At 71.7% G+C, this 22,638-nt stretch carries 14 protein-coding genes; 6 read left to right on the top strand and 8 right to left on the bottom strand.

What is annotated here, in order from left to right; all coding sequences use genetic code 11:
- The first annotated feature begins 295 nt into the window (after positions 1 to 295).
- The 4 genes from MET2598_RS0129760 (at position 296) to MET2598_RS39990 (ending at position 10,626) form a co-directional block, all read left to right on the top strand.
- The gene (locus tag MET2598_RS0129760; protein ID WP_012336075.1) at positions 296 to 2,221 is read left to right on the top strand and encodes a hypothetical protein; all 1,926 of its coding nucleotides are present in this window, start codon (positions 296 to 298) and stop codon (positions 2,219 to 2,221) included.
- Between the two features lie 516 nt (positions 2,222 to 2,737).
- A complete protein-coding gene (locus MET2598_RS0129750) occupies positions 2,738 to 8,275 on the top strand; it encodes a HAMP domain-containing protein (RefSeq protein ID WP_018263327.1) in 5,538 nt (1,845 codons plus the stop codon).
- Between the two features lie 11 nt (positions 8,276 to 8,286).
- A complete protein-coding gene (locus MET2598_RS0129745; protein ID WP_018263326.1) occupies positions 8,287 to 10,353 on the top strand; it encodes a response regulator in 2,067 nt (688 codons plus the stop codon).
- 111 nt (positions 10,354 to 10,464) lie between these two features.
- Positions 10,465 to 10,626 carry a DUF3309 family protein gene (locus tag MET2598_RS39990; protein ID WP_012336078.1) on the top strand — a complete coding sequence of 54 codons (162 nt, stop codon included), beginning with the start codon at positions 10,465 to 10,467 and terminating at the stop codon, positions 10,624 to 10,626.
- Positions 10,627 to 10,801: 175 nt separating this feature from the next.
- Here MET2598_RS39990 and MET2598_RS0129735 read toward each other — a convergent pair whose 3' ends face one another.
- From MET2598_RS0129735 to MET2598_RS0129725, 3 genes are all read right to left on the bottom strand, one after another.
- Positions 10,802 to 13,012 carry an ATP-binding protein gene (locus MET2598_RS0129735; protein WP_018263325.1) on the bottom strand — a complete coding sequence of 737 codons (2,211 nt, stop codon included), beginning with the start codon at positions 13,010 to 13,012 and terminating at the stop codon, positions 10,802 to 10,804.
- 273 nt (positions 13,013 to 13,285) lie between these two features.
- A complete protein-coding gene (locus tag MET2598_RS0129730; protein ID WP_012336080.1) occupies positions 13,286 to 15,778 on the bottom strand; it encodes a PAS domain-containing protein in 2,493 nt (830 codons plus the stop codon).
- Between the two features lie 331 nt (positions 15,779 to 16,109).
- Positions 16,110 to 16,355 carry a hypothetical protein gene (locus tag MET2598_RS0129725; protein WP_236728836.1) on the bottom strand — a complete coding sequence of 82 codons (246 nt, stop codon included), beginning with the start codon at positions 16,353 to 16,355 and terminating at the stop codon, positions 16,110 to 16,112.
- A 758-nt stretch (positions 16,356 to 17,113) separates the two neighbouring features.
- Here MET2598_RS0129725 and MET2598_RS0129720 point away from each other — a divergent pair.
- The gene (locus tag MET2598_RS0129720) at positions 17,114 to 17,473 is read left to right on the top strand and encodes a hypothetical protein (RefSeq protein WP_018263323.1); all 360 of its coding nucleotides are present in this window, start codon (positions 17,114 to 17,116) and stop codon (positions 17,471 to 17,473) included.
- Positions 17,474 to 17,534: 61 nt separating this feature from the next.
- Here MET2598_RS0129720 and MET2598_RS0129715 read toward each other — a convergent pair whose 3' ends face one another.
- From MET2598_RS0129715 to MET2598_RS0129705, 3 genes are all read right to left on the bottom strand, one after another.
- On the bottom strand, positions 17,535 to 17,762 hold the full coding sequence (locus tag MET2598_RS0129715; protein WP_012336083.1) for a hypothetical protein: 228 nt from the start codon (positions 17,760 to 17,762) through the stop codon (positions 17,535 to 17,537).
- 197 nt (positions 17,763 to 17,959) lie between these two features.
- Positions 17,960 to 18,679 carry a NepR family anti-sigma factor gene (locus MET2598_RS0129710; protein ID WP_026191006.1) on the bottom strand — a complete coding sequence of 240 codons (720 nt, stop codon included), beginning with the start codon at positions 18,677 to 18,679 and terminating at the stop codon, positions 17,960 to 17,962.
- Positions 18,680 to 19,434: 755 nt separating this feature from the next.
- Positions 19,435 to 20,502, bottom strand: coding sequence for a putative sulfate exporter family transporter (locus MET2598_RS0129705; protein ID WP_026191005.1), 1,068 nt, complete (start codon positions 20,500 to 20,502; stop codon positions 19,435 to 19,437).
- A gap of 134 nt (positions 20,503 to 20,636) precedes the next feature.
- On the opposite strand from MET2598_RS0129705, the gene MET2598_RS0129700 reads away from it, so the two are divergent.
- On the top strand, positions 20,637 to 20,879 hold the full coding sequence (locus tag MET2598_RS0129700) for a hypothetical protein (protein ID WP_012336086.1): 243 nt from the start codon (positions 20,637 to 20,639) through the stop codon (positions 20,877 to 20,879).
- A 53-nt stretch (positions 20,880 to 20,932) separates the two neighbouring features.
- Here MET2598_RS0129700 and sorB read toward each other — a convergent pair whose 3' ends face one another.
- Both sorB and sorA read right to left on the bottom strand, forming a co-directional pair.
- Positions 20,933 to 21,250 (bottom strand): SorB family sulfite dehydrogenase c-type cytochrome subunit, encoded by a 318-nt coding sequence (sorB, locus tag MET2598_RS0129695; protein ID WP_018263320.1) that lies wholly within the window; start codon positions 21,248 to 21,250, stop codon positions 20,933 to 20,935.
- A 15-nt stretch (positions 21,251 to 21,265) separates the two neighbouring features.
- A complete protein-coding gene (sorA, locus tag MET2598_RS0129690; protein WP_018263319.1) occupies positions 21,266 to 22,471 on the bottom strand; it encodes a SorA family sulfite dehydrogenase catalytic subunit in 1,206 nt (401 codons plus the stop codon).
- Positions 22,472 to 22,638 lie beyond the last annotated feature (167 nt).

Below are 22,638 nucleotides of genomic sequence, written 5' to 3'. Positions count from 1 at the left end.
GGCCGGCGCAACGACGGCGATGCCTCGCGGCACGCCCCGGAACCGCCGCGGGCGTCGTCACGCCCCGCGGTGAAGCGTCATCCGCCGCGAGGCCACCGCGACGGGCCTGCCGACCGCCTCCTGTCCGCGAGGAGCGGCGGGGTCCCGGCCACCTCGGTCGTCGGGCGAGGCGAGGGGCGCCGCCGCGACGTGCCCCGTGCGTCCCGAGCCCGATTCTGCGACACGCCTCTCCCGACCAGGGCGGGCTTCGCGGAACATCGGAAGCTCCCCCCCATCGGTCAGTTTGAGGATCCCGATGCGACATCTCCTCGCCGCGCTCCTTGCGCTCGCGCCTGCCCTCGTCCAGGCGGCGGACCAACCCACTTCGCACTTCAAGGCGCTGACCGTCGAGGACGCGGTTGCCTGCGTGTCCGGGAAAGCCTGCGACGTGTCGGGCCTCAAGGTCACGCCGAACCCGAACGCGACCGTCGGCTCGCTCGCGCGCTCGCTCGCGCCCCACGTGGCGAGCAACGCCGAACTCGCGACGCTGTTCGCCGGCACCGCCCCGGTCATCCGCCAGGGCTACGCCGCGGCCGGGGATGGCGGGCGGGGCGTCTACACCTATTCCTCGTCCCCGTGCTCCATCTCCGGCGGCGACGGCGGCTCGCAGGTCCAGTCGGCCGTGCTGCCGGGCTGCTGGACGCTCGACAAGGGCCAGCCCTTGACGTTCTCCCTGTTCGGGGCGGATTGCACGAACGCGGCCGACAGCACGGGCGCGGTGCAGAGAGCGATCACGGCGGCCATCGCCCTCCGGCGCACGCTGACGCAGCCCGGCGACTGCGTGCTGAGGCTGACGAGCACGATCACGGGCAGCGGCGTCCTGAACCTGCGCGGCCCCGGCGTCGAGATGACCGACGGCGCCAATACCGGCGCGGCGGATCCTCAGGCGCCCGGCAAGGGGCTCTGGTTCCACCTCGCGCACGCCGGGAAGGGCTTCATCCTGCAGCCGGCCGGCGGGATCTCGCCGCAGCATTTCTCGAACGGCAACCACATCGAGGGCGTCGGTACCTTTCGCGACCAGCCGCGGCCGGGCGCGGGCGCCTATGCCCCGTGCGCGTGCGACTACGACTTCGCGATCTACAACGCGGAAGTCGAGTTCGATGTCGCGATCCTCAACTCGACCAGGGGCATCTACTTCTCGAAGGGGGACCGATCGCGCATCAAGAGCCTGAAAGGCCAGCCGCTTCAGATCGGCGTCAACATTGAGAGCGCCTACGACACGCCGGTCATCGACGACATGCATCTTTGGCCCTACTGGTCAAACAACACCAATGTTCTCCTATATACGAATAACAACATGGTCGCGCTGCAGGTTGGTCGCGCCGACAATCTCGTCATCAAGAAAGTTTTCGTTTATGGCGGCGCAAAGTGCCTGGATGTTCAACATTTCTCCGGCGGCCCTGACGGATCCTATCCGCCTGGAACTCTCTATAATGCGCAGATCAGTGCACTGGATTGCGACAACTCGTTCGCGTCGATCGTCGTTGAGCCCGCTGCGACCGGTGCCAACTTGTCGGTCGCTTCCCTGGTCGGGTTCTCCAGCGGACTCAACTACGCGGGATCGAAGTCGAATACGATCTCCGTTCTCAGCAACAACGCAGTCGTGTCGATCGGCGACGCCAGCTTGTCCTATTCAGGTCAGAGTCACGTCTACGTCGGCGGCCAGAACGCGCGGGTCCAGATCGGAACGCTGTTGGCCGGCCAGTGGAACACGGGCACGACCATCGCTGCCCCGACGCATTTCGAGGGCCTCCGGGCGCCGGGGACCGGCTCGCAGATCCTCGTCGGCGCCTGGAACTACGACGCCAAGCAGGCGGCGACGACCCTGCCCCTGTTCGGTACGAACGCGTTCCTGAACACGATCTCCCTGCGTCCGATCAGTGCCGCGCCGAACATCGACACCAGCGCGTCCGCCCAGACCGTCGCGAACGGCGGCACGCTCGCCCTGCCGACCGGGTCGGGCGAGTTGGTCGTGCGGGACAGCGCCTACGGAAACGTCTGCAAGTGGCTCTACTCCACGACGAGGACGTTCTTGATCGGCGGGTCGGCGAACTGCGCCGCGTCGGTGGCGGCCGGCAAGCTCTCGCTGACCTGGAGCGGATCGGCTTACGTTCTGACGAACAATCTCGGCGGGTCGACGGCCATCTACGCGAACAACAGCCGCGTGGCGCCGTTCAACTGATGGGCCGCCGCTCCGCCGGCGGGAGGCGAGGGCGCGCCGGGCGACGCGCCCGTGGCGCGCGCCTCGTGAGCGCTGGACGTGGGGGCGAGGCGAAGGGTGGGCCGGAGCGCGCACCGCGCCGTTCGCGACCGCGCGCCGCGGCGTCCGGCCCGATCACTCTGCGCCGATCGAATGGCTCCGTTGAGGGATCGAAAACCTCATGCGTCCGGCGCATGGATCGCCCGCGCGAGCAATAATCCAACGCAGAACCCGCGCCGCGTGGCCAAGCTGGTCTTCTGAACCCTCCGGGTTTTGGCTAGGCCAGCCACATTTCCGACGCAACCGGCATTCTAGGAGGTGGCCTCACCGAGGCCCGCACTTGTCGCTCTGGCTGCGGGCTGCCCGATCAAGTAGGCAACGGTTCACACCCGGTCCTGTATCAGCTCGCGATGCAGGCCGCCGGCCCGCCTGTTCCCCGCCTCCAGGCCGAAGCCGCCCCGCGCGGTCGGCGCCATCGCAGTGCAAAGGTGCGTTCGAATGACGGCAGCGACCGCCCAGCTCGAGCCGAAGCTTCTCCTGAAGACCCTGCGCGCCTTCCGAAAGGGCGACTTCTCGGTGCGGCTGCCCCTCGATCTCACGGGGATCGACGGCGAGATCGCCGAGGCGCTCAACGACGTCGTGGAGCTGAACCAGGGCCTCGCCCGCGAGCTGGACCGCGTGGCGCGCAAGGTCGGCAAGGACGGACGCATCGCGGAGCGCGGCAAGCTGCCGACGGCCACCGGCGGATGGGTCGAGTGCATCGACTCGGTCAACGCGATGATCGGCGACCTCGTCCAGCCCACCACCGAGGTGGCGCGGGTCATCGGCGCCGTCGCGAAGGGCGACCTCGGCCAGACGATGCAGCTCGAGATCGAGGGGAGGCCGCTCCAGGGCGAGTTCCTGCGGATCGGCAAGGTCGTCAACACGATGGTGGACCAGCTGAATTCCTTCGCCTCGGAGGTGACGCGCGTCGCCCGCGAGGTCGGCTCGGAGGGCAAGCTCGGCGGCCAGGCCCAGGTGAAGGGCGTCGGCGGGACCTGGAAGGACCTCACCGAGAACGTGAACCTGATGGCCGCCAACCTGACCGGTCAGGTGCGCAACATCGCCGAGGTCACGACCGCGGTCGCCAATGGCGACCTCTCGAAGAAGATCACCGTCGACGTCAAGGGCGAGATCCTCGACCTCAAGTCGACGTTCAACACGATGGTGGACCAGCTGAACTCCTTCGCCTCGGAGGTGACCCGCGTCGCCAAGGAGGTGGGCTCGGAGGGCAAGCTCGGCGGTCAGGCCCAGGTGAGGGGCGTCGGCGGCGTCTGGAAGGACCTCACCGACAACGTCAACATGATGGCCGCCAACCTGACCGGTCAGGTGCGCAACATCGCCGAGGTCACCACGGCCGTGGCCCGCGGCGACCTCTCGAAGAAGATCACGGTCGACGTCAAGGGCGAGATCCTGGAGCTGAAATCGACCATCAACACGATGGTGGACCAGCTGAACTCCTTCGCCTCGGAAGTGACCCGGGTCGCCCGCGAGGTCGGCACCGAGGGCAAGCTCGGCGGCCAGGCGCAGGTCGAGGGTGTCGGCGGGACCTGGAAGGACCTCACCGACAACGTCAACATGATGGCCGCCAACCTGACCGGTCAGGTGCGCAACATCGCCGACGTGACCACGGCGGTGGCGAACGGCGACCTCTCGAAGAAGATCACCGTCGACGTCAAGGGCGAGATCCTGGAGCTGAAGAACACCATCAACACGATGGTGGACCAGCTGAACTCCTTTGCCTCGGAGGTGACCCGGGTCGCCCGCGAGGTCGGCTCGGAGGGCAAGCTCGGCGGCCAGGCCCAGGTGCGCGGCGTGGCGGGCACCTGGGCCGACCTGACCGACAACGTGAACCTGATGGCGGCCAACCTGACCGGTCAGGTGCGCAACATCGCCGAGGTCACGACCGCGGTCGCCAACGGCGACCTCTCGAAGAAGATCACGGTCGACGTCAAGGGCGAGATCCTGGAGCTGAAATCGACCATCAACACGATGGTGGACCAGCTGAACTCCTTCGCCTCGGAGGTGACCCGGGTCGCCCGCGAGGTCGGCACCGAGGGCAAGCTCGGCGGCCAGGCCCAGGTGAAGGGCGTCGGCGGCGTCTGGAAGGGGCTGACCGACAACGTCAACATGATGGCGGCCAACCTGACCGGTCAGGTGCGCAACATCGCCGAGGTCACGACCGCGGTCGCCAACGGCGACCTCTCGAAGAAGATCACCGTCGCCGTCGAGGGCGAGATCCTGGAGCTGAAATCGACCATCAACACGATGGTGGACCAGCTGAACTCCTTCGCCTCGGAGGTGACCCGGGTCGCCCGCGAGGTCGGCATCGAGGGCAAGCTCGGCGGGCAGGCGCAGGTGCGCGGCGTCGGCGGGACCTGGAAGGACCTCACCGACAACGTCAACATGATGGCGGCGAACCTGACCGGTCAGGTGCGCAACATCGCCGACGTGACCACGGCGGTGGCGAACGGCGACCTCTCCAAGAAGATCACCGTCGACGTGCGCGGCGAGATCCTGGAGCTGAAATCGACCATCAACACGATGGTGGACCAGCTGAACTCCTTCGCCTCGGAGGTGACGCGGGTCGCCCGCGAGGTCGGCTCGGAGGGCAAGCTCGGCGGCCAGGCCCAGGTGAAGGGCGTCGGCGGGACCTGGAAGGATCTCACCGACAACGTCAACATGATGGCCGCCAACCTGACCGGGCAGGTGCGGGGCATCGCCAGCGTGGTGACCGCGGTCGCGCAGGGCGATCTCAAGCGCAAGCTCACGGTCGACGCCAAGGGCGAGATCGCGGCCCTGGCCGACACCGTCAACGAGATGATCGAGACGCTCGCCACCTTCGCCGATCAGGTGACGAACGTCGCGCGCGAGGTGGGCGTCGAGGGCAAGCTCGGCGGCCAGGCGCGGGTGCCGGGGGCGGCCGGCCTGTGGCGCGACCTCACCGACAACGTGAATCAGCTCGCCGCCAACCTGACCACCCAGGTGCGCGCCATCGCCGACGTGGCCACGGCGGTGACCAAGGGCGACCTCGCCCGCTCGATCTCGGTCGAGGCCTCCGGCGAGGTCGCCTCGCTGAAGGACACGATCAACGAGATGATCCGCAACCTGCGCGACACGACGCTCAAGAATGCGGAGCAGGATTGGCTGAAGACCAACCTCGCCAAGTTCACCCGCATGCTGCAGGGCGAGCGCGACCTCGCCACGGTCTCGAACCTGATCCTGTCCGAGATCGCGCCGCTGGTGAACGCTCAGCGCGGGGTGTTCTACATGATGGAGAGCGACGGCGCGGAGCCCGTGCTGGACCTCGTGGCGAGCTACGCCTTCACCGAGCGCAAGAACCTGTCGAACCGCTACCGCCTGCGCCAGGGGCTGGTCGGGCAATGCGCCTACGAGAAGAAGCGCATCCTGCTCACCAACGTGCCGGGCGACTACATCACGATCGGCTCCGCCCTCGGCGAGGCGGCCCCGATCAACATCATCGTGCTGCCGGTCCTGTTCGAGCAGGAGGTCCGGGCCGTGATCGAGCTCGCCTCCTTCAGCCGCTTCAGCGAGACGCATCAATCCTTCCTGGACCAGCTCACCGAGTCGATCGGCATCGTGCTGAACACGATCGCGGCGAACATGCGGACCGAGGGCCTGCTGGCGCAGTCGCAATTGCTGACCAGCGAGCTGCAGAGCCAGCAGGAGGAGCTGAAGAAGACCAACGACCGCCTCGAGACCCAGGCCGCTTCGCTGCAGCAATCCGAGGACCTGCTCAAGAGCCAGCGCGAGCGCCTGCAGCAGACCAACGAGGAGCTCGAGGAGAAGGCGCGCCTCCTGGAGATCCAGAAGAAGGAGGTCGAGGGCAAGAACCGCGAGGTCTCGATCGCCAAGATCTCCCTCGAGGAGAAGGCCGAGCAGCTCTCGCTGACCTCCCGCTACAAGTCCCAGTTCCTGGCGAACATGAGCCATGAGCTGCGCACGCCGCTGAACAGCCTGCTCATTCTCTCGAAGCTGCTGAGCGAGAACAGGGAAGGGAACCTGAGCGACAAGCAGCGGGAATTCGCCAGGACCATCAACGCGGCCGGTTCCGACCTGCTGTCCCTGATCAACGACATCCTCGACCTGTCCAAGATCGAGTCCGGGACGGTCTCCCTCGAACTCGGCGACGTCGACCTCCAGGATCTCGCCGGCCACCTCGACCGCAGCTTCCGCCCGCTCGCCGAGGAGCGCCAGCTCGCCTTCACGATCGACGTCGCCCCCGCCCTGCCGCGGCTCGTGCGGACGGACTCGAAGCGGCTGCAGCAGGTGCTGCGCAACCTCCTGTCCAACGCCTTCAAGTTCACCGAGAAGGGCAGCGTCGCGCTCAAGCTCGGCTCGGCCGAGGGCTCGCCGCTGCGCGCGGGCAGCCAGTGGATGGCCTTCACGGTGACCGATACCGGCATCGGCATCCCCGAGGACAAGCAGCGCATCATCTTCGAGGCGTTCCAGCAGGCGGACGGCACCACCAGCCGCAAGTACGGCGGCACCGGCCTCGGCCTCGCCATCAGCCGCGAGATCGCCCGGCTGCTCGGGGGCGAGATCGTCCTGTCGAGCCGGCTCGGGCAGGGCAGCACCTTCACGCTCTTCCTGCCGCTCGAGCCGCCGCTGGCCGCGGCCGCGGGCCGCCCGGCCGAGGCCAAGGAGGGCAACGGGGCGTCGCAGCCGGCGATCCGGCCGGCCTCCGCCGCCATGGCGCTGTCCTCCTCCGCGGACGACCGCCACGCGATCGCGGCGGGCGACCACATCGTGCTCATCGTCGAGGACGACGCGATGTTCGCGTCGGTCCTGCTCGAACTGGCCCGCGAGCGGGGCTTCAAGGGGCTGATCGCCCAGGACGGGGCGGCGGCGCTCGCGCTCGCCCATCGCTACAAGCCGCACGCGATCACCCTGGACATCGGCCTGCCGGACATGGACGGCTGGGCGCTCCTCGACCACCTGAAGAACGACGTCCGCACCCGTCACATCCCGATCCACGTCATCTCGGTCAACGACGAGAAGAAGCGCGGGCTGCGGGCCGGGGCCTTCGGCTTCCTGGAGAAGCCCGTCGACCGCGAGGGCCTGCTCAGGGCGCTGGAACGGTCGAAGGAGTTCATCACCCGGCCGGTGCGCAGCCTGCTCCTGGTCGAGGACGACGACAATCAGCGCGCGAGCATCACCGCCCTGCTGAGCGAGGAGGACGTCAAGGTGTTCAGCGTCAGCACGGCCGCCGCCGCGCTGGAGGCGGTGGCGGGCGGGCGCTTCGACTGCGCGATCGTCGATCTCGGGCTGCCCGATCTCGGCGGCTCCGAGCTGATCGAGCAGATCCGCGCCACCCCGGACGGCGAGGAGCTCCCGATCATCATCTATACCGGCCGTGAGTTGACCGAGGCCGAGGAGCAGCAGCTCAAGCAGACCGCCTCGACCATCATCCTGAAGGACAGCCACTCCTCCGAGAGGCTGCTCGACGAGACCGCCCTGTTCCTGCACCGGGCGATCGACGGCGGTTCCGGCGAGCGCCAGGTCGGGAGCGAGCGACGGGATCCGGTGTCGCTGCAGGGCTGCCGCATCCTCCTGGTCGACGACGATGTGCGCAACATCTTCTCCCTCACGAGCGCGCTGGAGCTGCACGGCCTCGACGTCCTCTTCGCGGAGAACGGGCGCGACGGGATCGCGCTGCTCAAGGCCAATCCGAGCATCGACGCCATGCTGGTCGACATCATGATGCCGGAGATGGACGGGTACGAGACCATGCGGGAGATCCGCCGGGACGAGCGCTTCCGCGCCCTGCCGCTGATCGCCGTGACCGCCAAGGCCATGAAGGGCGACCGCGAGAAGTGCATGGAGGCCGGCGCCTCCGACTACGTCTCGAAGCCCGTCGACCTGGATCAGCTGCTCGCGGTCCTGCGCGTGCAGCTCGAGCAGCGCCGCCACGCCGCGGGCGGCGCTCCGCACCGGGGCAACGGCCGCGCGGACACCTCCGGGATCGCCCCATGAGCGGAGACCCCATGAGCGAGGACCGCGCGCCGGCCCTCCCGGGCCCGGATCCCGCCGGCGGCCCGGCCGCGGACCTCCCGCCGATCAGGGTGAAGATCCTGATCGTGGACGACGACCGGCGGAACCTGCTCGCCGTGTCGGAGATCCTCGACGAGCCAGGCCTCGACCTCGTCCTGGCCGAATCCGGGGAGGACGCCCTGCGGCACACGTTGCGGGACGATTTCGCCCTGATCCTCCTCGACGTTCAGATGCCGCGCATGGACGGCTACGAGGTGGCGTCCCTCATCCGCAGCCGCTCGCGCTCGTCGCGCGTGCCGATCCTGTTCCTGACGGCTTACAACCGGGAGGAGATGCACGTCTTCCGCGGCTACTCGGCCGGCGCCGTGGACTACGTCTTCAAGCCGATCCAGCCGCTCGTCCTCAAGTCGAAGGTCAGCGTCTTCGTCGACCTTCACCGCAAGACCGAGGAGATCAAGCTGAAGGCCTCGGCCGAGAAGAAGCTCCTGCTGGAGAACCTGCGGGTTCGGGGCGAGAAGCTGGAGGCCGAGCGGGCCCTGCGGCGGCGCGACGCGCATCAGGCCGCCGTGCTGCGCGGGCTCCCGATCGCCCTCTACACGGCCTCGCACGAGGGGGATCACCGCCGCCTGCGCTTCACCAACGAGAGCGTCGAGCGGGTCAGCGGCTTCGGCGCGGAGGCGTTCGCGGATCCGGGCCTCTGGCTGTCGCGGCTCAACCCCGAGGACCGCGACCGGGTGCTCGACGCGCTGCGGGCGGTCGGGCGCACGGGCGCGGCGACGCTGGAATACCGCTGGCGCCACGCGGACGGGAGCGAGCGGCACATCCTCGATCAGGTCGTGGCCAATCGGGGCGAGGAGGCCGCGCCCGGCGAGGTCTTCGGGATGTGGTTCGACATCACCGAGCGCAAGGAGATGGAGCTGAGCCTGGTGCACGCCTCCAAGCTCGAGGCGGTCGGCCGGCTCACCGGCGGCGTCGCCCACGACTTCAACAACATGCTGAGCATCGTGATCGGCAACCTCGACCTGCTGCAGAAGTCGCTCGTCGCCGACGAGAAGGCGCATCAGCGCGTTCAGAACGCCATCGACGGGGCGCAGCGCTGCGCGGAGCTGACGAGCCGGCTCCTCGCCGTCTCGCGGCGCTCACCCCTCCAGCCGGCGCCGCTCGACCTCGGCAGCTTCATGCCCGGCCTGGTGCAGCTGCTGAGGCGGACCCTCGGCGAGCGCATCGGCGTGACCCTGGATCTCGGCGACGCTCCGCCCGCCGTATCCGTCGACCGCTCGCAACTCGAGGCGGCGCTGATCAATCTGGCGGTGAACGCGCGCGACGCGATGCCGGAGGGCGGCCATCTCAGCATCGCGGTGCGACGCGCCGGGGAGGCGGACCGCGCGGGCCGCGCCGCCGACGCGGTCCTGATCTCCGTCGCCGACACGGGCACCGGCATGCCGGCCTCGGTCCTCGCGCGCGTGTTCGAGCCCTTCTTCACCACTAAGGCGGAGGGCAAGGGGACGGGCCTCGGCTTGAGCATGGTCCACGGCTTCCTCCAGCAGAGCGGCGGACACATCGACGTCGAGAGCGTGCCGGGGCAGGGCACCACCTTCACGATGTCCCTGCCGATCCTCGCCGAGGCGGGCCCCGGGACCCCGGCGGCGCCGGACGCCGCGCCTCCCGACGAGGTGAGCGGGGAGGGGAGGACGGTGCTCGTGGTCGAGGACGATTCCGAGGTGCGCCAGGTCGCCAAAGCTGCCCTGAAGACCCTCGGGTTCCACGTCGAAGAGGCCGGAAACGGCGACGAGGCCGTGGCCATGCTGGAGGAGAATTCCGACGTGGCGCTCGTGCTCAGCGACGTGAACATGCCCGGCACCATCTCGGGGATCGAGCTCGGCCGCATCGTGCGGCAGCGCTGGCCCAATATCGGGATCGTGCTGGCCTCGGGGTACCTCAAGGAAGGTCAGGACACCGAGTGCTTCGTGACCTTGCAGAAGCCCTACCGGACGTCGGAGCTGATCGAGAAGCTGGCGGGGCTGGTGGCACCCAAGGCGGAGGCCGCGATCCCGGCCTAGCGCGGGCGGGGCGGTGCAGGAGCGCGCAACCGCTGGGCCGACCGCGAGCCCGGAACCGAATCGACCCCGCAAGGTTGCTGGTCCGCCTCATCATCGGGCGGGAGAACTCTCATGAGTCTTGGCACCATCCTCCTCATCATCCTGATCTTGGCTCTGGTTGGTGCTCTTCCGCTCGGACTGCCCTACAATCGGGGCTGGGGCTACGCTCCCGGCGGGGTGGTCGGCCTGATCCTGGTGATCGTCCTGATCCTGGTGCTGCTGGGCCGGATCTGAGCGTCATGCGCCGAAGGGGTCGCCGGTTCGGCGGCCAGACCTGCGGCCCACCGGGACCCTGAACCGCCGAGGCGGCGGCCCGCCGCCGCACCTCCGCCCGGGGCTTCGGGCCGGCCGGGCGCGGGGAGCGCCGCGGGCGGGTGACCCGGTCTCCGAACGGGTCGCGCCGACCGGATCACGGGGGCGGCGCCGGCGCGGCGCGCCCGCCGGCACCGGGCGCGGGCAGGGGCGGCGCGTCCGCGGGGGCCGGACGGACCTTCGGCTTGCGCGCCGTGGCCGCGCGCAGGATCTCCCCGACCTGCTCGGCCGAATAGGGTTTGCGCAGGAACGCGAAGCCGTGCGCCGCGTCCGTCGCGAGCACGTGGCTGTAGCCCGAGGTCAGCACCACCGGCATCTCCGGATGGATCTCCCGCAGGCGCTCGGCGAAGGCGATGCCGCCCATTCCGGGCATCACCACGTCGGAGAACACCGCGTCGAAGCGGAAGGGCACCGCCTCGATCTCCGCCAGGGCGGCCTCGGCCGTCTGGGTCAGCACCGTGCCGTAGCCGAGGTCGTGCAGGATCTGCGTGCAGAAGCGGCCGATCTCGACATTGTCCTCGACCACCAGGATGCACTGGTCGCCGTGCTCCCAGGCCGGCCCCTCGGGCTTGGGTTGGGGCTCCTCCTCGGCCGATCCGGCCTCGGCCATCGGCAGGTACAGGGTGAAGGTGCTGCCGCGTCCCAGGACGCTGGCCACGTCCACGTCGCCCCCGGACTGCTTGGCGAATCCGATCACCTGGGACAGGCCCAGCCCGGTGCCGCGGCCGACCTCCTTCGTGGTGAAGAAGGGCTCGAAGATCCGCCCGAGCTGCTCCCTCGCGATCCCCGAGCCGCAATCCGAGACCGCCACCGCCGCGAAGGGCGTCGGCGAGCCCGCATGGGCGCGGATGGCCGGCAGCGGCCGTCCGCAGACGAGGTCGATGGTCAGGGTGCCCTCGCCCCCCATCGCGTCGCGCGCGTTGACGACGAGGTTCACCAGGGCCGTCTCGAACTGGCTGGCATCGGCGCGCACCCGGCAGGGGCTCTCGGGAACCCGCGTCACGATCCTGATGCGCGCGCCCGTCAGCGCGTCGAGCATCTGCGCGATGCCCCGGATCCGCGCGCCGGCATCGAACACCTCGGGCTTGAGGGCTTGGCGCCGGGCGAAGGCGAGGAGCTGCGCCGTCAGCCTGGCGGCCCGGTCGACCGTGTCGGAGACCGCGTCCAGGTAGCGCCGCCGCCGCTCCTCCGGCAGGTCCGGCCGGCGCAGGAAGTCCGTCGAGGACCGGATGATGGTGAGCAGGTTGTTGAAATCGTGCGCCACGCCGCCCGTGAGCTGGCCGATCGCCTCCATCTTCTGCGATTGCACCAGCGCGTCCTGGGCCTGGGCGAGGTCCCGGCTGCGCTCCTCCACCCGCCGCTCCAGGGCGTCGTTCATGCCCTGCAGCGCCGCGCGAAGCTGCCGCTCCGCGGCGGCGCGCCGGTCGACGTTGCGCGCCACCCGGACGGCGAGCGCCGCCAGCCAGAGGGTCAGAACGATCACCAGCAGGGCTGTTCCGGTCTCCGCCTCGATCAGGCCCGCGCGGAGCGCGTGGAGCTGCAGCCATCCGAGCACCAGGGGCGCGAGCACCACGGCCGGGAGCAGGTGCCGGGTCAGGGCGCCCGCCTCGCCCGCGCCCAGGATCGTGGCGACCCAGGGCCTGTCGGGCCGGCTGAAGAGCGCGCCGAGGGAGAGGATGGACAGAGCGGCGGCGGTCACCAGCGCCATCCGCGAGAACGGGCCGTCCTGGTGGAACGCGCCGAGGCCGTAGGCGTAGCCGAGCCCGCCCACGGCCGCCACGACGAGCCCGCACAGGGTCGCGAGCGTCCCCAGGGACCGCAGCCGCCGGTGGCGGGCCTCCTGGAGGAGGAGCCCCGTCGCGGTCCCCAGCAGGCTCGCGGCCGTCGCCAGGGCCATGCCGCTCCCGGGCCCGAGCGGGCCGAAGAGCAGGCGCTGCGCCCAATCGTCGAGGCGGACCTGCCCCGACGAGACGTAGCGCAGCAGGCCCCCGGCGCCGACCGCCACCGCGGCCGCCGCCAGGGCGCGGCCCGCGCGGCGGGCGGTCCCTGAGGCGCCGGCATCGGTCGCGAGCAGCAGCGACGCGCCGAGCAGGAGGATCCCGAGGGCGGTGAGCACGACCATCGGCGGCTGCCCGGGCAGGATGCGCCGCAGGGCCGGGACGTCGAACCACCAGCCCGCGCAGGCCGTCAGTGCGGCGGCGATCGCGACGAGGCCGCTCGTCCGCGCGATCCAGCGCGCCCGCCGGAGCACCCGCGCCGGCCCGGACGGCGGGAACGGCGGGAGAGCCGGCCTCTCGCGCTCAGCCATTCGGCACCCGGCGGTCCGACCCCGGTCCCGTCCTCGGCCACCTGTCTGCGTCGTCGTGGACCCGCATCGTCTCCCGCATGCCGCGCGTGCCGGCGAGCCCTGGCCCGCCGCGCCGGTCACGGCCGCCGGTCCGCCCTCGCCCGGTCGGGACTGAACGCACCAGCCGGGGCGCCGTTCAGTATCCCCGCGGCGTCGCGCCCCGGACCGGCGCCGCCCGCCTTCCCGACCCCGCGCCGGAAGGCCGGGTCGGGGGCCCGCTCGGGCGCCGGAGGCTCAGGCAGGGCCCTCGATCATGGTGCGGATCCGGATGGCGAGCGCGTCGAGCGCGAAGGGTTTCGTGAGCACCGCCATGCCGGGAGCGAGGTGGCCGTGGTTGAGGGCGGCGTTCTCGGCGTAGCCGGTGACGAACAGCACCTTGAGGTCGGGGCGCGTCACCCGGGCGGCCTCGGCCATCTGCCGGCCGTTCATGCCGCCCGGCAGGCCCACATCCGTCACCACGAGGTCGATCCGCGCGCTCGACCGCAGGAGCCTCAGCCCCGAGGCGCCGTCCGCCGCCTCGATGGCGGCGTAGCCGAGATCCTCCAGCACCTCCGTCACCAGCATGCGCACCGAGGGCTCGTCGTCGACCACCAGCACGGTCTCGCCGGACTTCGCGCGCGCGGCCTCGGTGAGGTCGGGAACGCGCTCCGGGGCCTCGGCCTCGCCGAGGTGGCGCGGCAGGTAGAGGCAGACCGTGGTGCCCTGGCCGAGTTCGGAGTCGATCCGCACCTGCCCGTCCGATTGCTTGGCGAAGCCGTAGACCATCGACAGGCCGAGGCCGGTTCCCTCGCCGGTCGGCTTGGTGGTGAAGAAGGGGTCGAAGGCGCGGGCGGCCACCTCCGGCGTCATGCCGGTGCCGTTGTCGGAGACGCAGAGCGACACGTACTGCCCCGGCTCCATGTCGCGCTCGCGCGCGGCCCGGTGATCGAGCCAGCGATTGGCGGTCTCGACCACGATGCGCCCGCCCTCCGGCATCGCGTCGCGGGCGTTGATGCACAGGTTGAGCAGCGCGTTCTCGAGCTGGCCCGGGTCGACCAGCGTCGGCCACAGGCCGGCGGCCCCGACGACATCGACCGAGACCGCGGGTCCGACCGTGCGGCGCACGAGCTCGACCATGCCCTCGACGAGCCGGTTCACGTCGGTCGGCTTCGGGTCGAGGGTCTGGCGGCGCGAGAAGGCCAGGAGCCGGTGGGTGAGCGCCGCGGCGCGCTTGGCCGCCCCCTGCGCCGCGCCGATGTAGCGCTCCAGGTCCCCGACCCGGCCCTGGAGCAGGCGGGTCTGCATCAGGTCCAGGGAGCCGACCACGCCCGCCAGCATGTTGTTGAAGTCGTGGGCCAGCCCTCCGGTGAGCTGCCCGACGGCCTCCATCTTCTGCGATTGCCGCAGCGCCTCCTCGGCCCGCATCAGCTCGGCAGTCCGCTCGGCGACGCGCTGCTCCAGCGTCTCGTTGAGGCTGCGCAGCATCGCGGTGACGCGGTCGCGCTCCGCCTCGACGGCGCGCCGCCCCTCGACGTCGATCAGCACCCCGGGGAAGCTCAGCGGCGTGCCGTCGGGCCCGAGCTCGACGCGCCCGTTCGCCTCCAGCCAGGAATAGGTCCCGTCGGCGCGGCGCGTGCGGTACTGGTGCGCGTGGGCTCCGCCCCGCGCGATCGCCTCCCGGATGGCCTCGGCGAGGCCGGGCCGGTCGTCCGGGTGCACGGTCTCCACCACCTGCGCGAGGCGCAGTCCCTCGCGGCCGAGGGCGGGGTCGAGCCCGAAGGCGCGGGCGAAGCCCTCGTCCACGCTGAAGCGGTCGCTCGGCAGGTCCCAGAACCACGTGCCGATGATCGCGCCGGCCGCGAGCGCGAGCTGCACGCGCGCGATGTTCTCCCGCGCCAGGGCCTCGCTGGCGCGCAGGGCGTCCTCGACCCGCTTGCGCGCCGTGACGTCCCGGAACAGCACCGAGACCTGGCGCCGGCTCGCCGGCTCGACGCGGCTGGCGGAGACCTCGATGTGGCGGTCCGCCGCCACGAAGCGGCGCTCGAAGCGCACCGGCTCGCCGGTGCGCAGCACGCGTCCGTAGATGGCGAGCCACCCCTCCGCCTCGTCCGGCGCGATGTCGCGCAGGGTCTTGCCGACCACGTCCGTGATGCCCGTGTGGCGCGCGTAGCCGGCATTGGCCTCCACGTGGACGTAGTCGCTCAGGGGGCCGTGCGGCCCGTCGCGGAACTCGATGATGCAGAAGCCGTCGTCGATCGCCTGGAACAGCGCGCGGTAGCGCTCCTCGCTGCGCGCGAGCGCGTCGCGGGCCATGCGCTGCTCGGTGACGTCCCGCGCCGCCCCGTGGAAGCGGACCGGGCGGCCGGTCCCGTCGCGCTCGAGCTCGCCCTTGCGGGCGATCCAGCGGAGCTCGCCGGTGTCGGGCCGGCGGATCCGGTACTCGACGTCGCGGGGAGGCTCGCCCCGGCGCCGGGTCTCGGCCGTCGAGATGAGGGCGGAATCCTCGGGCACCACCAGGGCCTCGAAGGCCCTGGCCGGGAAGGATTCCCTCACCGGCATCCCGTAGAGGCGGCAGAATTCCGGGGTGGCGTGGAGGGTGTCGGCGTCGATGTCGACCGAGAAGACGCCCACCCCGCCGGCTTCCTGGGCCCGCCGCAGCCGGGCCTCGGCCTCGCGCAGCAGGGCGGCGGAGGCGCCGCTCCCGCCCGCCGCGCGGGGGCCGCCCCCACCGCCGTCGGCGCCGCTCATCGTCGGCCCGGGGCCGGTCGACCCGGCAGGCCGGCGCGCCATCCGCCCCGCGGCGGGAGCGCCGGCGACCCGGCCGGTTCAAGTCTCGTGGGAACGGGGGGCGCCGCGCGTCTGGCCATCGGCCCCTTGTGCCGGAAGCGGGGCGCTGCCGCCAGTGCGCGCCTCCGGCTCTCCGCGCGACCCGCGCCGAATCCCCGTCCGGGGGGGGCGGTCGGCGGCGCCCCGGAGCCGGTCCGGGGCGGGCGGGATCAGGCAGGGCCGTGACCGCGCCGGGCGGGGCGCCCGGAGGCGCCCGCCCGGCGGCGCCCTCGCGACGGTGTCGCGGATCCGCTCAGTCGTCGTAGTCCCAGTGGTGGTGCGACCGGAAGCCGTGGGACCGGCGCTCGATGACCCGCACGTCGGGGCGGTCGTCGAAGCGACGGTGGTAGAAGCGGGTGGGGCGGTAGCCTTCGCGGATCACCACGCGGCGATGGCCGTAGCCCGGGCCGTAGCCGTCGCCCCACTCGTAGGCCTGGGCGGACGAGACGGCGCCGGTGAGCGCGGCCGCCGCGGTGAGGGTCAGAGCAAGCGTCTTCATGATCATGCCTCCATTTTCGATGCGACAGTCCACGCACCAAGAGGGCAGGCCGATTTCGCGGCGGGACAAGTCGCACATCGATGACTGCACGTCTGCCGGGTGGCTTGGTCGCCGCCCGACAGGGCCTAGCCCTCAGAACGGGTGCCCTGGAGAACAGTTCCATCCAGAAAATAGGCTGACGAGGTGGGCCGCCACGCCGTTCATCATGCGTTTATGTGTGACGCAGAGCGTGGTGAGGCCGTGAATGTCTGGCCCCGGACGACGCGCCTCGGCGGCCTTGAGAGGGCCCGCGGCATCCGGCGCGTCGGGGCCGGCGCCCCGCGCTGCGCGGACCGCCCGGCCCCGGCGAGGCGGCGGGAGCCGCGCCCCGGGCCGCGCATGGAGCCGCGCATGGAGCCGCGCATGGAGCCGCGCATGGAACGGTTTCGCCCTCTCGGAGATTCCTAAGCCCCAGCCGGACCCGACGACCCTGTCCGGAGATGGGCGATCACCCAGGTGCGAGGCGCACCTTCCCCAGTACGGGAGTGCGGGATGACTGGTGCGGCAGATGCGCTCTCGGCGACGCAGCAAACAGAATACGCGGTCCGGGGGCGGGCGGATCTGGACCGCCGGTTGGAACGACTGACCGGTTCCGAGAGGGACGCGTTCTGGAAGGCGGTCCGGAGCGCCTACGTGGTCGGCCCGAGATCCACCCCGGCCCCGCGGGCGGGCGGGGCCCGGCGCCGTGCCGCTTCGCGGCCCATCCAGGAGGTCTGCCGATGACGCGACCGCACGAGACCCACGCCGACGCGGTGCGCGCCGCGCGCCGGATCGTCGACGAATGCGGCGCGCGGCTCGCGCAGGCGATCCGCCGCGACGAGGCGGAGGCCATCGCGGATGCCTGTCACGACCTCGTGGCCCGGATCGCGGAGGCGATCGTGGAGGCCGAGGCCGCGGCCGCGGAGCCGGTCCGGCATCGCGCCGCGCCGGAACCGGACCGCGCGCACGAGGGGAGCTCGCGGTTCCGGAACTGGCCCGTCCCGGTCTTCGGCCTGTCCACCTGGGCCTCCTTCCCCTGGACCTCCGCGCCGGCCGGGACGACGGACGGAACCGACCCGCGCGCCGGAGGGCGGGGTTGAGGGGCCGGACGCCCGCGCGCCAGGGCCGCCGGCCGGCGCGGGATCGGCCGCCGGCGCGACCTCACGAGCCGCCCAGATCGAGCCGGTTCTCCAGAACCGCGCGGCCGGTCGCGGAGATGCGCACGGCGGCCCCGTCGCGGTCGTGATCGGCCCAGCCCTGCGCCACGAGGCTCGGAACGAACAGGTCGTCGTCCCGCGCCAGCGCCCGGGTTCCGGACAGTTCGAACAGCGTCACCCAGCCGCCGACGAGGTCGAGGAAGGTCATCAGGCGGATCTGCTCGGCCGTCATGCGGGATTCCCGGACCGGGGTTGGCCGATGCAGCCGCGCGCGGGGTGGGGCAGGGTCCCGAGCGGGTCCGGCCTCCCGGAAGCGTCGGCACGCTGCTCGGCCGGATGAGCGTGCCCCGTAACGAGGCGACGCGCGAGCGTTCCCCATGCCGGGGGCATTCCGCTCCGGCGCGCATCCCGCCGGGGCGGGGGTGCCGATCACGACGTGAGCATCCGGCCCGACCGGCCGCCCTCGTAGCCGAGGGCCTGCGCCAGCGCCGCCCGGGCGCGGTTGACGCGGCTCTTCGCCGTGCCGACCCGGCAGCCCATCAGCTCCGCCGCGGCCTCGTAGGTCAGGCCCTGCGCGGCCACCAGCAGCAGGGCCTCCCGCTGCGGCGCCGGCAACTGACCGAGCCGCTTCCACACGTCCTGCAGCGCGATGCCGTCCTCCTGGTCGGGCAGCGCGACCATGCGGGCGGCCTGCTCGCCGTCCGCGTCCTCCACCTCGCGCCGGCGCTTGCGCGCCGCAATGTAGAACTGGTTGCGCAGGATCGTGAACAGCCACGCCTTCAGGTTGGTGCCGGGCGCGAAGCGGTCCTGGTTCTGCCAGGCCCGCAGCAGCGTCTCCTGCACGAGGTCATCGGCCTCGGCGCGCAGGATGGTCAGCGACAGGGCGTAGGCGCGCAGCGCCGGAACGGCCCCGAGCAGATCCTCGCGGAACGTCGATGCGGGTCGCGCGGCCTGGGCGGCGTCCAGGCGCGCGATCAGGTCGAGCAGAGCCTGAGGCTGCGGCCCGCCCATGACCGCCGCGTAGGCGGCCCGCAGCTGCGTGCCCAGCGCCGCGTGCACGAACCGGGGCAGCCGCGGGCGCGTGTCGGCCGGAACGTCCCCGGCCAATCCGGGATCCGCGGCTGCCGGGATCGTCTCGTCAGGTGCCATGATGCCTCTTGCTCGCCGACGGCCCGCCGGCCGATCCAGGTCTCCGGGTTGCGGATCCGGCTGCGCCCCTCGCAGGGTCCCGCAAGGCGCACTGTATCGTGACGCGCGGAGGCGAAGGGCGCAACGTTGAGAATGTGTTTCTGCATCCTCTAAGCAGTCATTCGCCATCGCTGGTTTGCGGTGCATCTGCCGACGCCGCGGAAATATGCTGGACAGTGCTGATAGTTTACTTAAAGGGCAGCGGCGCCCGCGGGGCGCCCGGCATCCGGTCAGGCAGCATCAGCTGTGAAGCGTGGCGCGGGAGGGCGTGCCGGCCGGGCCTCCGCGAAGTCGTTCGGGCGTCCTGCATGCAATATCGGGAAAATACCCCGCCGGCGGCGAGCCGGCCTGTGTTCGCCGCGGCCGCGGAGATCCTCCCTTCCGGGCGCCCCGCCGCGGCCCACGCCCCCCTCATCTGGCGCCTTCTCGTGACCGGAGTCGTTACGGGTTCTCGGGAGGCGGCGTGGCGCGGGCGCCGGGCGGGTCGCGCGGCCCCGGTGCCACTCATACACGGGGTCGGGCACACCAAAGACGAACCGATCTCTCCGCCGACGACCGCTCCAGCATGCCACAGGTTTCATCCGTGAGGGACGGCGAAGCCGGTGTGCAACTCATACCAAATCCGCTTGATCCCTTCGGGATGGCGGATTTGGGCTTCGCTCAGGCGCCGCGCAGGCTTGTGATCCGGGATCCGCTTCGATCAAGCGGATCCCGGATCACGCGACCCGCAGCGTCCGGATCAGGATGAGGCTGATCGCCAGCAGGATCGCGAGCGAGGCGGTGACCGCGAGGGTCACGCGGCCGCCCACGCGGGCCAGCACCCGCAGGTCGACGCCGAGCCCGAGCGCGGCCATCGCCACCACCGTGAGATAGCCCGCGAGGCGGGTCACCGGGCGCGAGGCCGCTTCGGGGATCAGGCCGAGCGAGCGCAGGCCCGCCAGCGCCAGGAAGCCCAGGATGAACCAGGGCACGAGCTTGGTGAGGCCGGGGCCGCCGGCGCGCCGCGGCGCCGTCGCGCCCTCGGCGGGCAGGCGGGCGGCGACGAGCGAGAACAGGACCACGACCGGCCCGAGCATCAGCACCCGCACCAGCTTCACCAGCGTGCCGACCTGGGTGCTGAGCAGCCCCACCGGCACGGTCGCGGCGAGCACCTGCGGCACCGCGTAGACGGTCAGCCCCGCGAGCACGCCGTACTGGTGCTCGGACAGGCCCGCGAGCGGGATGAGGAGCGGCAGCCCCAGCACCACCAGCACGCCCAGCACCGCCGTGAAGGCGATCGAGGCGGCCACGTCCTCGGCCTTGGCGCCGATCACCGGCGCCACCGCGGCGATGGCCGAGTTGCCGCAGATCGCGTTGCCGCAGGCGACCAGGATCGCCATGCGGGCGGGGAGGCCGAGCAGCCGGCAGATCCCGTAGCCCGCCGACAGGGCCAGCACCACGGTCCCGACGATGCCGGCGAGCAGGGCCGGTCCCGAGGCGACGACCGCCTGCAGGCTGATCGAGGCGCCGAGCAGGGTGACGGCGACCTCCAGGAGCTGCTTGGCGCTGAAGGCGATGCCGGGGCGGAAGCGCGGGCCCGGCGTCCAGGCGGTGCGCAGCGCGATCCCGATCAGGATCGCGACGACGAGGGCCTCGATGTAGGGGTGGCCGAGGCTGGCCTCCTCCCATCCCTGCGCCGCCACCGCCGCCGCCGCGACCGCGAGGCAGAGCGCGATCCCGGGAAGCGCGGAGGCGGGCCGATCGGTCCGCGCCGCGCGCACCATGGAGGAGAGTTTCGTCGTCATCGGCGGCTGCGCAGGGCCTGGAGGATCGATATTCTGCAAAACCGGGGAGAAGGGGACGATCCTCCTCCATGGCGCCGCGACTTTGGAAGACGCGTCCATTGCCCGGAGGGCGCCCGGGCGCGACAGTGCCGCCCATGACGAGCAGGAACCCGGCCGCGCGCGCCGTCACCTTCGATGCCTACGGCGAGCCGCTGGAGAGCGGGCGGGAGCCCGCTCCCCCGGCGGGGGACCGGCGGGCCCGCACGGCCGCGGCCGCCCTGTTCTGGACGCTCGCCCTGGCGCTGGTGGCGGCCCGCATCTGCGTCGCTCCGGCGCCCGAGGCGCGGACCGCCGCGTCGGCGCGGGCGCATCTCGCGGATCTGGTGTCGGCTCCCTGAGCGGACCGGGCCGCGGGCCCGGCCGGCTGAGCGGTCGCATCGCATCACGACGATCAGTACACCGCGGCGAGGTAGGCGGCGATCGCCTTGGCGTCGGCCTCGTCGATCGGGGCGCGGTAGACCTTGATCATCTTGGTCGCCTCCGCGTCCCAGAAGGCGCGACCCTTCCCGGGCGGCTGCATGGCGAGGTAATCGGGCGAGTGGCAGGTGAGGCAGTTCGCCTGCGCGGCCGAGAAGCCGGGCTCGGGCCCGGGGCGCAGGGCGGCGGCGCCCTCGGGCAGCGCGTAGGTTCGGGGCGCCGCCCGGGCCGCCCCGAGGGCGATCGTGAGGGCGGCGAGGGCGAGGAGCGCGGAGCGCGGTATCGTGGGCATCGTCGGGCCTCTCCATCAGGCGGCGCGCACGCGGACCGTCTCGACGACGTTGCGTAGGTAGCCGGCCGGATTCCACAGCGGGTCGAGGGGTTGCGACTGCCCGGCCCGGTTGGTGGCGCGCACCCGCACGGCGTGCGCCCCCGGGGTGAGGTCGACCCGCAAGGTCCAGGGGCGGAAGGAGTAGCGGCCGAGATCCTCGCCGAGTTCGGCGCGGGTCCAGGTCCGCCCGTCATCGGTGGAGACCGCCACCTCGGCGATGCCCTCGCCGCCGTCGAAGGCGATGCCGCGCAGCGGCGTCTCGCCCGCCGGCAGGGTCGCCCCGTCGGCGAGGTTGGTGACGAACGAGCGGACGGTGAAGCGGCCGATCGGCACCGTCGCCTTCGGGGCCTCGCCCGGCTCCGTGCAGGCGCAGGAATTGGCCGGGATCCGGTAGGCGGAGGTCATCCAGAACCCGTCGAAGGGCTTGTCCAGGACCGTGATCGCGCTCAGGTGCTTGACCCAGTAGGTGCCGTAATAGCCCGGCACGACGAGGCGCAGCGGGTAGCCGTTGAGCCAGGGCAGGTCCTCGCCGTTCATGGCGTAGGCCAGCATCACCTCGCCGTCCCGGGCGTGGTCGAGGGTGAGCGCCTTCACGAAGTCGGGCGTCTCCGGGATCACCGGCCCGTCGAGCCCGTCGAAGGCGACCTGCACGGCCCCGCGCCGCAGGCCCGCCTTGTCGAGGACGGTCCGCAGCGGAACGCCGGTCCAGCGGGCATTGCCCATGGCGCCGTTGGCGAGCTGCCCGCCCGCGACCCGCGGCGCGAAGAAGCCCCGCGAATTCCCCGAGCACTGGTTGACCGCGACGATCTCGCTGGCCGGCAGCGCCCGGATCTCGGCGAGCGACAGGGCGAGCGGCGTCTTGACATGGCCCTTCACCTCCAGGCGGTAGCGCTCGGGGTCGATGGCGACCGGTATGTCGGCGAGGTGGTAGCGCACGAAGAACGCGTCGTTCGGGGTGATCACGCCCTCGTCGAAGACCCGGAACGGGGTCTCCAGCTGCGGCGGGCGGCTCGTCATCTGCAGGAGCGGGCGCTTGCCCGGATAGGCGACGAGGGGGCGCTCGCCGTTGCCGAAGGGCAGCGTCGCGATCTCCTCGGCCGCGGCGCGCCAGGGGGCGCTCGCGAGCGCCGCGCCGGCGAGGACGCCGCGCTGCAGAAAGGCCCGTCGGTCGCGGTCAACCATGGCGTCTCCTCCGTTGTCGGTGCCTCGCCCTCTGCGGAGCGTGGGAGAAATACACTGCCGTCGCGGCGTTCAGGAGAGCACGGTTCTGCGATTCGGAGGTTTCTTGGAAGATGCGCCCCCCCGATCGGGCGCTCGGGCGCGACCGGCCGGCCCGCGCCGAGGCGCGC

The sequence above is a fragment of the Methylobacterium sp. WSM2598 genome, from assembly GCF_000379105.1.
Taxonomy (GTDB): Bacteria; Pseudomonadota; Alphaproteobacteria; order Rhizobiales; family Beijerinckiaceae; genus Methylobacterium.
Note: the sequence above shows the minus strand (reverse complement) of the source record. Positions and strands in the feature narration are given on the sequence as shown.